Raw genomic sequence first — 14,304 nt, 5'->3', positions numbered from 1 at the left:
CATTCAAACATGCAGATTCAATCATCGGTGTCGTGAAGGCACACAATCTGCCAGAAGCGCACACGCAAGGCTAGAATATGCGTTTTTCCTTTCTCCCCATCGTCATCCTTCTGATGCCGATCCTAGAAATCGCCGGTTTTATCGTTGTCGGCAAAGCGATCGGCCTGTGGCTGACACTGGCGCTCATCGTCTTTACCTCGTTTCTTGGTCTGCTCATCCTGCGCCTCGGCGGCCTCAGCATGGTGAGGAACCTTCAGGACGCCGGACGAACCGGTGCGCAACCGGCCGACGAGCTGGTGAATGGCGCGATGCGGGTTGTCGCCGGCGTATTGCTGTTCATACCGGGCTTCATCACTGACATCATCGGCCTGCTCCTCCTGTCTCCCGCTGTACGCCGGTTCTTCTGGAAAACCTTCGGCCCACGCGTCGTTGTCGCCAGTTCTTTCCGCCAATCGGGTTTCGGAGCAGGATCGCAGTCCGGTTTCCGCAATGACCCGCAAGGCAGCGGCAACTCCAGGGTTGTCGACCTGGATGAAGGGGACTTCCATCGGGAAGGTCCGGGCAATTCCCCCTGGTCAAACGGACCGGATGACCGCAATCTTCCCAAGTCCTGAAAAGTGCGGCAGTCGCCAAGGGTTGTAAGGCTTCGGTCGAAATGGTAGACCCCCTCCCACAAATTCATGCCGCGAGGAAATAGCATGACCGCTGAAAATGGTGCACAGGGCGCAGCAAGCCCTTCTCTCAATATTCTTGCCCAGTACATCAAGGATCTTTCGTTCGAAAATCCGGGCGCTCCTCGTTCGCTTCAGGCCCGCGATAACGCGCCTTCGATCAACATAAATGTGAACGTCAACGCGAACCCGATTTCCGGCTCTGATTTTGACGTCGTGCTGACGCTGAACGCAGAAGCAAAGGACGGCGACAAGGTACTGTTCGCAGCCGAGCTGGTTTACGGCGGCGTTTTCCGTATCGCCGGTTTCCCGCAGGAGCATATGCTGCCGGTCCTCTTCATCGAGTGCCCCCGTCTTCTGTTCCCGTTTGCCCGCCAGATTATTGCAGACGTGACGCGCAACGGCGGCTTCCCGCCGCTGATGATCGATCCGATCGATTTTGCGCAGATGTTCGCGCAGCGCGTTGCCGAAGAGCAGGCAAGGGCCAAGGTTCAGGCCGTTCCGAACTGATCGGAGCAAAAATCGCAATAAAAAAACCGGGTCATCGAACCCGGTTTTTTATTGCCCTGTTTTCTGAGAACCATCGATCGATCCCAGACTAGTCCTGATAACGGTTCCAGATTGCCTTGTCGCCCATTGCCAGAACCAGCTTTCCATGAGCTGCGGCGGCATCTGCATCCAGCCTGTCCGGTAAGGGTCGAAGCCGCTGCAATGCTTCGACCGGCCCTTCATCCTCCGCCACAACCGCGTCTTGCTGAGCGCCAGAGCCGAAGCCGAGAGCGGTCTGACGACCGCCGATCATTTCGATATAGACTTCAGCCAGAAGTTCGGAGTCGAGAAGCGCGCCGTGCTTGGTTCGATGTGAGTTGTCGATACCATAACGCCGGCAAAGCGCGTCGAGCGAATTCGGCCCCATCGGATGTTTCCGTCGCGCCAGCGACAGCGTGTCCGTCACCAGATCAGGCGCGACCGGCGCAATATCCAGACGAGCGAATTCGGCGTTGATGAAGCCCATATCGAACGTGGCGTTGTGTGCAACCCAGCGAGCGCCGTCGAAGAAATCGCGGATCTGGTCCACGACGTCCGCAAACTTCGGCTTGTCCTGCAGAAACTCATCGGTGATGCCGTGTACCGCCAATGCATCCGGGTGAACCTTGCGGTTTTCCGGATTGATATAAAGGTGCAACGTTCTTCCCGTAGGGAAGTGATTGATGAGCTCGATGCCGCCGATTTCGATCACACGGTCGGACTTCGATTCCAGCCCCGTGGTTTCGGTATCGAAAATGATCTCACGCATCTTTTTCTCCCGTATCTCTATCCCGTGCCAGATCTTTCAGGATCTCTCTTACCCTGTCGCGGGCAGCTTCGATACCATGGCCGGTGTCGATGACGAAATCGGCACGACGACGTTTTTCGTCGTCAGGCATCTGACGGGCCAAGATCATTTCGAATTTTTCCGGTGTCATACTCGGCCTCGACAGGACGCGTTCGCGTTGTATTTCCGGATCGCAGGTTACCACTACAACGGTGTTTACCCGATTTTCCGCGCCCGTTTCAAATAACAGGGGAATATCGAGAAGAGCAAACTGCCTGCCCTCGTTTTCCGATGCCTGAAGGAATTCACGCTGCCTGCTCTGCACCAGCGGATGGACGATGTTCTCCAGCACTTTAAAATTAGCCGGATTCACCTTGAGGATTTCCGCCAGTCTTACACGGTCAACACCGTTCGATCCTACAGTTCCGGGAAAAGCTGTTTCGATCAGAGGAGCAGCCTCTTCCTTGTAGAGGTCATGCACCACCTTGTCGGAATCGAGGACGGCCACCCCCTCATCCCGGAAAAGATTTGCGGTGGTCGTCTTTCCCATACCAATCGAACCGGTGAGGCCGATGACCAGCATCAGTGTGTCTCCATGTCCTTTATGATAATGGAGCGAAGCGTTTCATCCACTTCAGGTTTTTTCCCGAACCACTGCTCGAAACCTGGTTTCGCCTGCTGAAGCAACATTCCAAGTCCGTCAACGGTTGCGATGCCCTGTTCCTCCGCCATGCGCAGGATGGGTGTTTTCAACGGCACGTAAACAATGTCAGTCACCACCGCTCCATTCGCCATCGGCGAAAAGTCAAAATCAGGGGCCGCTGTACCGTCCATGCCAAGCGACGTCGTATTCACAAAAAGACCGGCACCCTGCATCACCTCGGGCAATGCCTGCATGGAATGGGCAAACACCTGCTTCCCGAAACGATCGGCCAGTTCTCTTGCCCGCTCCTCGGTCCGGTTCAGCACGTGGATTTCAGCAATCCCCCGGTTTCTCAGTGACTGGATGATTGCCCGGCTTCCGCCACCTGCTCCGAGAACCACTGCACTTCGTGCCTTGTCCCAACCGGGATGGCGATCATCGAGATTGGAGACGAAGCCGTAACCGTCCGTGTTGGTCGCGCAGAGTTTGCCATCCTCCACCCATATCGTATTTGCCGCACCGAGTTCCTCCGCCAGCAGGTCCGGTTTGTCAGCCAACTTGAAGGCCGTTTCCTTATGCGGAATGGTCACGTTGCCGCCGACAAAGCCATTCGGGCGCTGCTCTTTCAGCACCGAGACAAATTCAGGAAATGCCTCCGGAGAAACCTCGACAGCGCGGTAGCTACCGTTGATGCCGAAGTGCTTCAACCAATAGGAATGAATGATCGGCGAGCGGGAATGCTTGATCGGATAGCCGGCAACGAATGCATTCTTGGTTAATGTTTCACGTGAATCAGCCATCAATGACCCCTAGCTCCCTTAACTTTTCCAGCAGTGGCAGAAGCGGAAGTCCGAGAATCGTAAAATAATCCCCTTCGATGGAAGTGAATAGCTGGATTCCCTCACCTTCCAACTGATATGCGCCAACGCTGGTCAGCGCTTTTTTTCCGACACTTTGCAAATGCCGGGTGACGAATTCCGCCGTAAGTTCACGAACCGTGAGATCGGCGTTGGTGACGGTCTGCCATATCATTTCGCCGCCCTTCACCAGCACCGCTGCACTGTTCAGGCGATGCGTTTTCCCGGAGAGCGACATCAGATGGGCGTGCGCCTCCTCCAAATCCTTCGGCTTGTGATATACCCTGCCAGCGAGCGACATGGTCTGGTCACAGCCGAGTACGATGGCGGACGGGTGCGCCTCGCTGACTGCGAGCGCTTTTGCCTGCGCAAGCTGAAGTGCGACCTCCAGGGGAGAGGCGCTATCTTTTTCCAGCCTCTCGTCAATCGCCCGCTCATCAATATCGGCTGGAATGGCCGAAAATACGAGCCCGGCATTGCGCATCAACATCTGCCGCGACGCGCTGGACGAGGCAAGGATCAGCTCGTGTTTCATCTATTGTATGCTCCGAATATCGAAAACCGGATTATCGCGTCCGGGGACGAAGGGCAAGAATGGCAGCGGCCGTTTCCTCGATCGAACGGCGCGTCACATCTATTAGGGGCCAATTGTTGCGGGCACAGAGTGCACGCGCATATTTCAGCTCTTCCATGATCGTCGCCCGGTCGGTGTAACGCCCACTGTCAAAACCACCGGTCGCGCCGAGCTCACGGTTCTCGCGCACCTGTGATATGCGGTCCGAGGTCGCTACCAATCCCACGATCAGCGGACGCGTCGCCCTGTACAGACTTTCCGGTAAAGGCACATTCGGGACCACGGGAATATTTGCCGTCTTTATACCCCTGTTAGCGAGATAGATGCTTGTCGGTGTTTTGGACGTGCGGCTGATGCCGATGATGACGATATCCGCATCGTCGTATGTTTCCGGCATCTGGCCGTCATCATGATCCATGGCGAAATTCAGCGCCTCGATGCGTGCAAAGTAATCCGCGTTCAAGGCATGCTGCGCCCCGACCCGGCGCCTTGAAGGCGCTCCGAGATAAGTCTGGAAAATTCCGATGATCGGCTCCAGCACATTGACGCTGGGTACACCGATCGCATGACAGCGGAGATCGAGAAACTCGGCAAGCTGCTGATCGACGATGGTGTAGAGAACAATGCCTGGTTCCTGATCGATCAGGTCCAGAACCTTCGACAGCTGCTTCTGGTTCCTGATCATCGGATAGACATGCTCGACAGGCATCGAGGCATGAAACTGCGCGGAGACGGCGCGCCCGGCCGACATGAGAGTCTCTCCCGTTGAGTCCGAAATCAGGTGCAAATGGAAGAAACTTTTTTTGTTCTCCACGTTGTTTTTCTCCCGTTGTTGATAAGGCTGGATAAACTCGGGGAATGATCCCTGACGGGACCGGCGCTGGGAATAAAGTGCACTTTTTCCACAATCCGCAAGTGGCCTTGTTTCAAAAACCGGAACCTGTGAATTTCCTGAACAACTTTTCCGAAGCAGAAATTTATCCCCATCCTATCCACAGCTGTAGGCTCCGCATTTTTTAAACCAAGTAATTGATAAAAATAGATAAATATGAGTTTTCCGAAGAGCGCCAGATCCACGGGGCGCATTTATTCACTTAGGTTTTCAAGAACTCCCGGATGCGGCATTTCGACTGGAAAGATTTTAATCCTTGATACCCACCGACTCTAAGAAATAGAAAATCTTTTAAATCTCTTTGATTTTATATTTTGAAAAGCGGGAAGCCATGACAGAGCGTAAGGTGATGAAGGTGTTGAACGGAGAGACAGTCACACCACCGCCCGTTTGGCTGATGCGACAAGCCGGTCGTTATCTCCCCGAATATCGGGAAACACGAAAGCAGGCAGGAAGTTTCCTCGACCTCTGTTATAATCCGGAGCTGGCGACGGAGGTAACACTTCAGCCCATTCGTCGCTTTGGTCTCGATGCGGCGATCCTGTTTTCCGATATTCTGGTGATACCCGATGCCCTACAGCGAAACGTCAGCTTCAGCGAAGGCAAGGGTCCGGCAATGGACCCGATTGATGCCGCTGGTATCAGCAAGCTCGATGCGGGGAAGGTTCTCTCACATCTGACGTCCGTGTTCGAAACTGTTTCCCGTCTCCGCGAAGAGCTTCCGTCCGAAACGACGCTTCTCGGGTTCTGTGGCGCTCCATGGACCGTGGCGACCTACATGATTGCCGGGCATGGAACGCCGGATCAGGCTCCCGCCCGGCTGTTTGGTTATCAGGAACCGGCTGCGATGGAAAAGCTGCTGGCCTTTCTGGCAGAAATCTCCGCCGATTATCTGGTGGCGCAGATCGATGCCGGCGCTGACGCCGTTCAGATATTCGATTCATGGGCCGGTGTTCTGGGCGAAAAAGAATTCGAGGCATATGCGGTAAAGCCTGTCGCGCGTATCATCGCGTCCGTCCGTGCCCGCCGGCCATCGGCGAAGATCATCGCCTTTGCGAAAGGCGCTGGTTATCTGCTCAAGGACTACCGTCAGAAAACGGGTGCCGATGCGATTGGCCTTGATTGGTCGGTGCCATTGAGCTTTGCACAGGAGCTGCAGAAGGATGGCCCGGTGCAAGGCAATCTTGATCCCATGCTTATGGTTGCCGGTGGCAAGGCTTTGCAGAACGGCATCGATACGGTGCTGGAGGCTCTGGGTCAGGGACCGTTGATCTTCAATCTTGGCCATGGGATTACGCCGCAGGCAGATCCGGAGAACGTTGCAAGGCTCGTGAAGCGCGTTCACAGCTACGGGGCGGCCTGATGCGTGGCGAGAAGCAGACCTCCGTTCGTGCAGGCAGCAGGGCGGCTTTTCGAGCAGGCGCAGCGCTCTGTCTGTTTGGCGGCTTTGCCGCGGTGATTTTCCTGGCTGACCCGGCCGATCTCTATCTCTGGATCAAGGCGCTTCATATCATCGCTGTCATCTCGTGGATGGCGGCGATCTTCTATCTGCCGCGGTTGTTCATCTACCATACGGATGCTCCCGCCGGTTCGCAGCAGTCGGAAATCTTCAAGATCATGGAGCAGCGGCTCATCAGGATCATCATGAACCCTGCCATGATGATTTCGTGGGGGCTGGGGCTTTATCTCGCCTGGTCCGTTTACGGATTTTCCGGTGGCTGGCTGCACGCGAAAATCGCCCTCGTGGTCATCCTGACGGTCACCCATGTCTATTTCACGCAAAGCGCAAAGCGTTTCCTGCGAGATGAGAATACCCGTTCGGCTCGTCACTGGCGGTTGATGAACGAAGTTCCGACGGTGTTAATGATTGCGATTGTCATACTTGTGGTTGTGAAACCCTTCGTGTAGGGAGGGATCGGGATAAATTTCGCGGAATTCGTGCTTCCCTCTTGCGGTGTCGAGGTTCAGTCGCTATTTTCCCACCACTCATCTCCGTGGCATGTGAATTTTTCAGTCACCTGCGGTATCCACCGCACTATCTGATTCGCGAACACGCCCTCCCCCGACATAACATTACCAAACGGTCTTCTCTTCATGGCTGAAATGAAGCTTCAGGAACTCAAGAGCAAATCGCCTACCGACTTGCTGACTTTTGCCGAATCCCTGGAAGTTGAAAACGCGAGCACCATGCGCAAGCAGGAACTCATGTTCGCGATCCTCAAGGTTCTCGCTAGTCAGGACATCGAAATCATCGGTGAAGGCGTTGTTGAGGTTCTACAGGACGGTTTCGGCTTCCTGCGTTCTGCCAACGCCAACTATCTGCCGGGTCCGGATGATATCTATATCTCTCCCTCGCAGATCCGCCGTTTTTCACTGAAGACCGGTGACACTGTTGAAGGCCCGATCCGCGGACCCAAGGAAGGTGAGCGCTATTTCGCCCTTCTCAAGGTGAACACCATCAATTTCGACGATCCTGAAAAGATCCGTCACAAGGTTCATTTCGATAACCTGACGCCGCTCTACCCGAACGAGCGTTTCAAGATGGAGCTAGACGTTCCAACCTCGAAGGATCTGTCTTCGCGCGTTATCGATCTTGTTGCGCCGCTCGGCAAAGGCCAGCGCGGATTGATCGTGGCGCCGCCGCGCACCGGTAAAACCGTGCTCTTGCAGAACATCGCCCATTCGATCACGGCGAACCATCCGGAATGTTATCTCATCGTTCTACTCATCGATGAACGTCCGGAAGAAGTGACGGACATGCAGCGTTCGGTAAAGGGCGAAGTCGTTTCTTCGACCTTTGACGAGCCTGCCGTTCGCCACGTCCAGGTTGCCGAAATGGTCATCGAAAAAGCGAAGCGTCTGGTCGAACATGGACGAGACGTCGTCATTCTCCTCGATTCCATCACGCGCCTCGGCCGCGCTTATAACACGGTTGTTCCTTCCTCCGGCAAGGTTCTGACGGGTGGTGTGGATGCCAATGCTCTGCAGCGTCCGAAGCGTTTCTTCGGCGCCGCGCGTAACATCGAAGAAGGCGGCTCCCTGACGATCATAGCTACCGCGCTGATCGATACCGGCAGCCGTATGGATGAGGTGATCTTCGAAGAATTCAAGGGTACGGGTAACTCCGAAATCGTTCTTGATCGCAAGGTTGCGGACAAGCGTATCTTCCCGGCGCTGGACATTCTTAAATCCGGCACCCGTAAGGAAGACCTTCTGGTTCCCCGTCAGGATCTGCAGAAGATTTTTGTTCTTCGCCGTATCCTCGCACCAATGGGAACGATGGACGCCATCGAATTCCTTATCGACAAGCTCAAGCAGACGAAAAACAATTCGGATTTCTTCGAGTCCATGAACACCTGATCATTATCCGGATTCATGTTAGCGTTATAAAGCCGCGTCCGTTCTTAACGGGGGCGGCTTCCCTTTTTGGATGACAGGTGCGGAATGACATATTCCACAGACACGATCTTCGCGCTTTCCAGTGGTTCACTACCTGCCGGTGTGGCGGTTCTGAGGATCAGCGGTCCAGCGGCGTTTGCAGCACTTGAAATGCTCACGGGCGAGAGGGAACCACCCTCACGGACTGCTCTGCTTCGTTCGATTCGCAACCGGAACAATGAGATCATCGACCAGGTTTTGGTGCTGGCATTCCGCGGACCCCACTCCTTTACGGGCGACGACTGTGTAGAAATCCATTCGCATGGCAGCCGCGCCGTTGTCACGTCGATCTTCGAGGAACTGCAACGTCTTGAGGGGCTTCGTCCGGCTGAAGCTGGCGAGTTCTCCCGGCGTGCCTTTGAAAATGGCAAAATGGACCTCGTTGAGGTGGAGGGACTTGCAGACCTTCTTCAGGCGGAAACAGAGATGCAGCGTCGTCTTGCCGTGGAACAAAGCACCGGCCGTCTTTCCGCCCTTTATGATGGTTGGGCGCATCGCTTGACACGGGGGCGTGCCCTCATCGAAGCCGAGCTGGATTTTGCGGATGAGGACGACGTTCCAGATTCCGTCGCTGCACAGGTCTGGGAAACTGTGGCGCAGCTCAGGCAAGAGATTTCCAGTCACCTGGAACACGGTCATGGCAGCGAGATTATTCGTGACGGGTTCAGAATTGCGCTGGTGGGCGAACCCAATGCTGGAAAATCCACGTTGTTGAATGCGTTGAGCGGCCGCGACGTCGCGATCGTTACCGACATCGCGGGAACAACACGCGATGTCCTCACGGTGGATATGAACATCGATGGCTACCTCGTAAAGATGTTCGATACGGCGGGCCTGCGCGATACGAACGATGTCGTGGAGCAGGAAGGTGTCAGGCGGGCGGTTGCCGCTGCGGCGAATGCCGACCTTGTTCTTGTGCTCCACGATAACGATTCGGTTTCGAAACAACTGACGGATGCCTTTAACGATGTTCCCGCTCTAAATGTTCGTACCAAACTCGACCTCGTGTCTTCCAACGGAGACGGAGAGTTTGATTTATTCATTTCTGCAAAAAAAGATCTTGGCCTTGGTGAATTACGATCGCGGATCAAGATGGAGATCGAGAAGCGCACCGGATCGACGCACACGCTGGCACCAGCACGGGCGCGGCACAAAAAACGACTTGAAGAGACGCTGAACTATGTTAGTGATGCGCTCAAATCCGAAGCTCAGGACCTGGCAATCCGGTCCGAATATCTGAGATTGGCCGCAACATCACTAGGGCGAATTACCGGTCGCGTGGATGTTGAAGACCTGCTTGGCGTAATTTTTTCGGAATTCTGCATCGGTAAATGATTCACGTGAAACATCGGCCTTACGGGTGCGTTGGTCGATGGATCGATATGAGGCCTGAAACATGAACCAGTCATTTGATGTCATCGTAATCGGCGGCGGTCACGCAGGGAGCGAAGCTGCGGCTGCGGCTGCGCGTCATGGCGCCAGAACCGGGCTGGTTACTCACAAGCGCGAAACGATCGGTGTTATGTCCTGCAATCCGGCGATTGGCGGATTGGGAAAAGGCCACCTGGTCCGCGAGGTCGATGCGCTCGACGGTTTGATGGGCCGTGTCGCTGATGCAGGTGGCATCCAGTTCCGGATGCTCAATCGCAAAAAGGGTCCCGCGGTCCGGGGTCCGAGAACGCAGGCAGATCGCCGCCTTTACAGAGAAGCGATGCAGCGCGAGGTCGCTTCCATCGACAATCTTACCGTCATCGAAGGCGATGCTTTCGACATCGATATGAAAGACGGTGTTGTCTCAGCCGTTATCATGGCAAACGGTAGCCGGATTCCATGCGGTGCCGTTGTGTTGACGAGCGGCACATTCCTACGCGGCCTTATTCATATCGGCTCCGAAAAGATTCCAGCCGGTCGCGTTGGCGAAAAGCCCTCCGTCGGTCTATCGGAGACGCTTGGCCGTCTTGGCCTCACTATGGGCAGGCTCAAGACCGGTACCCCTGCCCGGCTTGATGGGCGGACCATTGATTGGGATTCTGTCGAGCGGCAAGGTGCGGATGAAGATCCCGTGCCTTTTTCCTTCCTGACGGACAGCATCGTCAATCCGCAGATCGAATGCGGTGTGACACGCACGACTCCTGCAGGCCATAAGATTATTCAGGATAATATCCATCTTTCGGCGATGTATTCCGGACAGATTGAGGGTGTTGGACCGCGATATTGCCCTTCCATTGAAGACAAGATAACCCGTTTCGGCGAGCGGGATGGCCACCAGATATTTCTGGAGCCGGAGGGGCTTGACGATCATACAATCTACCCGAATGGTATCTCCACATCCCTGCCCGCTTCCGTTCAGGAGCAGTTTATTCGTACGATACCGGGTCTGGAGAAGGTCGTTATTCTCCAGCCGGGTTACGCGATCGAATATGATTATGTCGATCCGCGGGAGCTGAAGCCGTCCCTGGAATGCCGAAAAATCCCAGGCCTGTTTCTCGCCGGTCAGATCAATGGCACCACTGGCTATGAGGAAGCGGCGGCACAAGGGCTTGTTGCCGGCCTGAACGCCTCGCGTCTCGCCAGTGGCTCGGATGCTGTCTACTTCAGCCGGACCGAGTCCTATATTGGCGTCATGATCGACGACCTGACATCGAAGGGTGTCAGCGAACCCTATCGTATGTTCACGTCTCGAGCTGAATACCGCCTCTCGCTTCGCGTCGACAACGCAGATCTGCGGCTGACGCCGCTCGGGTTAACATCAGGCATTGTTGGTAAAGAGCGTGCCGATCGTTATGCGCGGTTTGTGGAGGATATCGATCAAGGCCGTGCCTTGATGAAGGAGCTCACCATTAGCCCGTCGCAGGCCGCGAAACAGGGATTGAAACTCAATCAGGATGGCCAGCGACGGTCGGTTTATGAATTGCTTGCTTATCCCGATATCAGCTTGGATGCATTGAAGCAGCATTGGCCGGAACTCAGTCAGGTTTCCGCGAAAGTTGCAGAAATCCTTGAGATCGAGGCGAGTTACGCCGTTTACATGCAGCGGCAAAGCGCCGACATCATCGATGTGAAGCGCGATGAAGAGCGTAAAATACCGGCTGACTTTGATTTCCAGTCTTTGTCGGGGCTTTCCAATGAGTTGAAACAAAAGCTGGAAAAAGCCCGACCCGAGAACATTGCCCAAGCGGCTCGAGTTGACGGAATGACGCCGGCTGCGATATCGCTGTTGCTCGCGCTCTTGCGGAAGTCTTCGGCCACGCAAAGCCAGAAGTTGCGGTTGCACCAATAGCGAGTCTGATAATGGAGATAAACGGCCAAAGTGTTTCACGTGAAACACAGGAGCGGCTTGAGCTTTTCGTAGAGCTTTTCAGGAAGTGGAACAACACCACCAATCTGGTGGCGCCGTCCACTTTGAACGAGCTCTGGAGCCGTCATGTCGCCGATAGTGCGCAGATTTTCCAATTATCTCCGAACCCAAAGAAGTGGGTTGATCTTGGTAGTGGCGGCGGATTTCCGGGTGTTATCACGGCAATCTTCCTTGCCGAGCATAACGAAGGTTGGGTTGATCTGGTTGAGAGCAACAACAAGAAAGCCGCTTTTTTGCGTATCGCGCTCAAAGAAACCGGTGCACGCGGCCAGGTTCATCCGGTCCGGATCGAGAAAGCTCCAGACCTTATTGAGCATGCAGATGCTATATCGGCCCGCGCCCTGGCTGATCTCGATCTGTTGTTCGACTACATCCACCCTTGGGCGGTTAAAAATCAAAATCTGCGCGCTTACCTCAATAAAGGCCGGGATTATGATTCAGAAGTACAGAAAGCGCATAGTCGCTGGCAATTTGATCTGGTAAAACACCGTAGTGCCATTGAGGCGGATTCTGTTGTTCTTGAAATCAGCAACCTCGCACTGAAGGGCTGATAACCAAGGCAGGTGCGGTATGACTTTGGATAAAAACCGGATTATTGCAGTTGCGAACCAGAAAGGTGGCGTTGGAAAAACAACGACGGCTATCAATCTGGCGACGGCGCTGGCAGCGATCGGCGAGCGTGTTCTGATCGTTGATCTTGATCCGCAGGGTAATGCCAGCACGGGTCTTGGCATTGATCGCAAAGAGCGCAAGCTCTCGTCCTACGATCTTCTTGTTGGCGATAATTCCGTTGCTGAGGTCGCGGTACCGACGGCGGTTCCCAATCTTGATATTATTCCGTCGACGATGGATCTGCTCGGTTTCGAGATGCAGGTTGCCAATGCACCTAACCGTGTCTTTCTTTTGCGCTCCGCTTTGCAGACGCAGGAAGCCAAAAGCTATTCTTATATTCTCCTTGATTGCCCGCCCTCCTTCAATCTCCTGACGATGAATGCCATGTCGGCAGCACACTCTGTTCTGGTGCCGCTGCAGTGTGAATTCTTCGCGCTCGAGGGGCTCAGCCAGCTGCTGGATACGGTCAGCCAGATTCGCAGCACCGTCAATCCGGGCCTGGATATTCAGGGTATTGTTTTGACAATGTTTGATGCCCGAAACAATCTCGCTCAGCAGGTGGTCAGTGATGTGCGCACACATCTCGGGGAGAAAGTCTACCACACGCTCATTCCGCGCAATGTTCGGGTCTCTGAAGCGCCGTCCTATGGCAAGCCGGCGATTCTCTATGACCTGAAATGTGCAGGCAGCCAGGCATATCTTCAGCTCGCTTCGGAAGTGATTCAGAGAGAGCGTCTACGCAAAGCTGCGTAAGCTTTTGACGGAATGTATGGAGTAATCTTTTATGAGTGATGATCTTTCCAAGCGTCGTCTCGGACGCGGACTTGCGGCTTTGATCGGTGAAATGGATCAGCCGGTGCCCGTAGGGGAGCCCCAGAAGGCGGTCAGCGCGGATCGCATGATCCCGATCGAGTTCATTGCCCGCAGCCAGAGAAATCCCCGTCGCTACTTCGATGAAAACGAACTGCAGGATCTGGCTTCCTCCATTCGCCAGCACGGCATTGTTCAGCCTGTCGTCGTTCGTACGATTTCGGTGGACCGTTATGAGATCATCGCAGGCGAACGTCGCTGGCGCGCTGCTCAGCTGGCGGGTTTCACCGAAGTTCCTGTCATCATTCGCGATGTTGATGATCGTACGGCGCTCGAACTCGCCATCGTTGAGAACGTTCAGCGTTCCGACCTCAATCCGCTTGAGGAGGCGATGGGGTATGAGCAGTTGATCGCAGAACATGGCTATACTCAGAACGATCTGGGTGAAATTATCGGCAAAAGCAGAAGTCACGTTGCGAATAGTCTGCGTCTGTTGAAGCTGCCCGATCCGGTTCGGGATATGCTTTCGGATGGATCCCTGTCGGCCGGTCATGCCCGTGCTCTGGTGTCCACTTCGGACCCTTCTGCACTGGCGCGGACAATTGTGGCGAAGGGACTTTCTGTTCGGGATGCCGAACGGCTGGCGCAGAACGACATCAAATCTCAAGGCGAACCGCAGGAAAAACGCGCTTCGGTCGAAAAGGATTCCGACACGATCGCTCTGGAGCGTAGCCTGTCTGATGCCCTTGGTCTCGATGTGAAGATAAACCACAAGGGTGGCGCCGGTCAGATCCGGATCAGCTATCGAACGCTCGAGCAACTCGAGGCCGTGTGCCGTCTTCTCGAGCAGAAGTAATTTAAATATTTGATTTTAAAGATAAATCCCGCCCAATGGCGGGATTTTTTTCTCTGCCCTGCTTATTTCTCAAAAATCGATGGCGCGGCCGTTGATCTCATAGTCGCCAAAGCGGACAGGCTCAGCGCCACCGCGCCCGCCTGTTTCCGGCGGCAATTCCAGATCGGCCTGCGTTTTGCGCCTTTCTTCGGCTTCCTGCAAAGCCCGCTCTGCTGCAGGTGAAAGCTTCTTGCCTACATTCGTGCTATTATCGTTATCAGCGTTCTGCATGGATTTCC

Annotated in this window: 16 protein-coding genes; 10 read left to right on the top strand and 6 right to left on the bottom strand. The window is 54.8% G+C overall.

The window, feature by feature from the left end:
* Positions 1-77: 77 nt before the first annotated feature.
* Together N7578_RS22385 and secB are read left to right on the top strand one after the other, a co-directional pair.
* Positions 78-614, top strand: a complete 537-nt coding sequence (locus tag N7578_RS22385) for an FxsA family protein (protein WP_311112410.1) — start codon at positions 78-80, stop codon at positions 612-614.
* An 84-nt stretch (positions 615-698) separates the two neighbouring features.
* Positions 699-1,181, top strand: coding sequence for a protein-export chaperone SecB (gene secB / locus N7578_RS22380; protein ID WP_311112409.1), 483 nt, complete (start codon positions 699-701; stop codon positions 1,179-1,181).
* A gap of 88 nt (positions 1,182-1,269) precedes the next feature.
* Here secB and dnaQ read toward each other — a convergent pair whose 3' ends face one another.
* The 5 genes from dnaQ to N7578_RS22355 are packed head-to-tail and all read right to left on the bottom strand — an operon-like array spanning position 1,270 to position 4,874.
* Positions 1,270-1,968, bottom strand: coding sequence for a DNA polymerase III subunit epsilon (gene dnaQ / locus N7578_RS22375; protein WP_311112408.1), 699 nt, complete (start codon positions 1,966-1,968; stop codon positions 1,270-1,272).
* Positions 1,961-2,569: a dephospho-CoA kinase gene (gene coaE / locus N7578_RS22370; RefSeq protein WP_311112407.1), complete on the bottom strand. Its 609-nt coding sequence runs from the start codon at positions 2,567-2,569 to the stop codon at positions 1,961-1,963. Before coaE ends, dnaQ begins: the two co-directional genes overlap by 8 nt.
* On the bottom strand, positions 2,569-3,429 hold the full coding sequence (locus tag N7578_RS22365) for a shikimate dehydrogenase (RefSeq protein WP_311112406.1): 861 nt from the start codon (positions 3,427-3,429) through the stop codon (positions 2,569-2,571). The genes coaE and N7578_RS22365 overlap by 1 nt, the downstream gene beginning before the upstream one ends.
* Positions 3,422-4,021 (bottom strand): Maf-like protein, encoded by a 600-nt coding sequence (locus N7578_RS22360; protein ID WP_311112405.1) that lies wholly within the window; start codon positions 4,019-4,021, stop codon positions 3,422-3,424. The genes N7578_RS22365 and N7578_RS22360 overlap by 8 nt, the downstream gene beginning before the upstream one ends.
* A gap of 31 nt (positions 4,022-4,052) precedes the next feature.
* Positions 4,053-4,874: a pyruvate, water dikinase regulatory protein gene (locus N7578_RS22355; RefSeq protein ID WP_311112404.1), complete on the bottom strand. Its 822-nt coding sequence runs from the start codon at positions 4,872-4,874 to the stop codon at positions 4,053-4,055.
* 409 nt (positions 4,875-5,283) lie between these two features.
* Between N7578_RS22355 and hemE the strand changes: the two genes are divergently transcribed.
* The 8 genes from hemE to N7578_RS22315 all read left to right on the top strand — a co-directional run bounded on the left by hemE (position 5,284) and on the right by N7578_RS22315 (position 14,026).
* The gene (gene hemE, locus N7578_RS22350; protein WP_311112403.1) at positions 5,284-6,315 is read left to right on the top strand and encodes a uroporphyrinogen decarboxylase; all 1,032 of its coding nucleotides are present in this window, start codon (positions 5,284-5,286) and stop codon (positions 6,313-6,315) included.
* Positions 6,315-6,860: a protoporphyrinogen oxidase HemJ gene (gene hemJ / locus N7578_RS22345; protein ID WP_311112402.1), complete on the top strand. Its 546-nt coding sequence runs from the start codon at positions 6,315-6,317 to the stop codon at positions 6,858-6,860. The genes hemE and hemJ overlap by 1 nt, the downstream gene beginning before the upstream one ends.
* Positions 6,861-7,046: 186 nt before the next feature.
* Positions 7,047-8,312, top strand: a complete 1,266-nt coding sequence (gene rho, locus N7578_RS22340) for a transcription termination factor Rho (protein WP_004444236.1) — start codon at positions 7,047-7,049, stop codon at positions 8,310-8,312.
* An 84-nt stretch (positions 8,313-8,396) separates the two neighbouring features.
* Positions 8,397-9,725, top strand: a complete 1,329-nt coding sequence (mnmE, locus tag N7578_RS22335; protein ID WP_311112401.1) for a tRNA uridine-5-carboxymethylaminomethyl(34) synthesis GTPase MnmE — start codon at positions 8,397-8,399, stop codon at positions 9,723-9,725.
* 61 nt (positions 9,726-9,786) lie between these two features.
* The gene (gene mnmG / locus N7578_RS22330) at positions 9,787-11,670 is read left to right on the top strand and encodes a tRNA uridine-5-carboxymethylaminomethyl(34) synthesis enzyme MnmG (RefSeq protein WP_311112400.1); all 1,884 of its coding nucleotides are present in this window, start codon (positions 9,787-9,789) and stop codon (positions 11,668-11,670) included.
* 11 nt (positions 11,671-11,681) lie between these two features.
* Positions 11,682-12,299: a 16S rRNA (guanine(527)-N(7))-methyltransferase RsmG gene (gene rsmG / locus N7578_RS22325; RefSeq protein WP_311112399.1), complete on the top strand. Its 618-nt coding sequence runs from the start codon at positions 11,682-11,684 to the stop codon at positions 12,297-12,299.
* Positions 12,300-12,318: 19 nt separating this feature from the next.
* Positions 12,319-13,113, top strand: a complete 795-nt coding sequence (locus tag N7578_RS22320; RefSeq protein ID WP_311112398.1) for a ParA family protein — start codon at positions 12,319-12,321, stop codon at positions 13,111-13,113.
* A gap of 31 nt (positions 13,114-13,144) precedes the next feature.
* Entirely contained in the window at positions 13,145-14,026 is an 882-nt protein-coding gene (locus N7578_RS22315; protein WP_311112397.1) for a ParB/RepB/Spo0J family partition protein, read from the top strand.
* 69 nt (positions 14,027-14,095) lie between these two features.
* Here N7578_RS22315 and N7578_RS22310 read toward each other — a convergent pair whose 3' ends face one another.
* Complete coding sequence (locus tag N7578_RS22310) at positions 14,096-14,296, bottom strand: DUF1674 domain-containing protein (RefSeq protein WP_311112396.1); 201 nt, start codon at positions 14,294-14,296, stop codon at positions 14,096-14,098.
* Positions 14,297-14,304: the final 8 nt, after the last annotated feature.

It is taken from the genome of Agrobacterium tumefaciens, assembly GCF_031801495.1.
Classification (GTDB): Bacteria; Pseudomonadota; Alphaproteobacteria; order Rhizobiales; family Rhizobiaceae; genus Agrobacterium; species Agrobacterium tumefaciens_K.
This window is presented reverse-complemented; position numbering and strand designations above follow the sequence as displayed.

Bases quoted from the DNA above. Each gene is read 5' to 3' on its own strand.
- rho (WP_004444236.1), top strand. From the start codon at position 7,047: ATGGCTGAAATGAAGCTTCAGGAACTCAAGAGCAAATCGCCTACCGAC.
- N7578_RS22365 (WP_311112406.1), bottom strand. From the start codon at position 3,429: ATGGCTGATTCACGTGAAACATTAACCAAGAATGCATTCGTTGCCGGC.
- hemE (WP_311112403.1), top strand. From the start codon at position 5,284: ATGACAGAGCGTAAGGTGATGAAGGTGTTGAACGGAGAGACAGTCACA.
- N7578_RS22360 (WP_311112405.1), bottom strand. From the start codon at position 4,021: ATGAAACACGAGCTGATCCTTGCCTCGTCCAGCGCGTCGCGGCAGATG.
- hemJ (WP_311112402.1), top strand. From the start codon at position 6,315: ATGCGTGGCGAGAAGCAGACCTCCGTTCGTGCAGGCAGCAGGGCGGCT.
- N7578_RS22385 (WP_311112410.1), top strand. From the start codon at position 78: ATGCGTTTTTCCTTTCTCCCCATCGTCATCCTTCTGATGCCGATCCTA.
- N7578_RS22320 (WP_311112398.1), top strand. From the start codon at position 12,319: ATGACTTTGGATAAAAACCGGATTATTGCAGTTGCGAACCAGAAAGGT.
- rsmG (WP_311112399.1), top strand. From the start codon at position 11,682: ATGGAGATAAACGGCCAAAGTGTTTCACGTGAAACACAGGAGCGGCTT.
- mnmG (WP_311112400.1), top strand. From the start codon at position 9,787: ATGAACCAGTCATTTGATGTCATCGTAATCGGCGGCGGTCACGCAGGG.
- secB (WP_311112409.1), top strand. From the start codon at position 699: ATGACCGCTGAAAATGGTGCACAGGGCGCAGCAAGCCCTTCTCTCAAT.
- mnmE (WP_311112401.1), top strand. From the start codon at position 8,397: ATGACATATTCCACAGACACGATCTTCGCGCTTTCCAGTGGTTCACTA.
- N7578_RS22315 (WP_311112397.1), top strand. From the start codon at position 13,145: ATGAGTGATGATCTTTCCAAGCGTCGTCTCGGACGCGGACTTGCGGCT.
- dnaQ (WP_311112408.1), bottom strand. From the start codon at position 1,968: ATGCGTGAGATCATTTTCGATACCGAAACCACGGGGCTGGAATCGAAG.
- N7578_RS22310 (WP_311112396.1), bottom strand. From the start codon at position 14,296: ATGCAGAACGCTGATAACGATAATAGCACGAATGTAGGCAAGAAGCTT.
- coaE (WP_311112407.1), bottom strand. From the start codon at position 2,569: ATGCTGGTCATCGGCCTCACCGGTTCGATTGGTATGGGAAAGACGACC.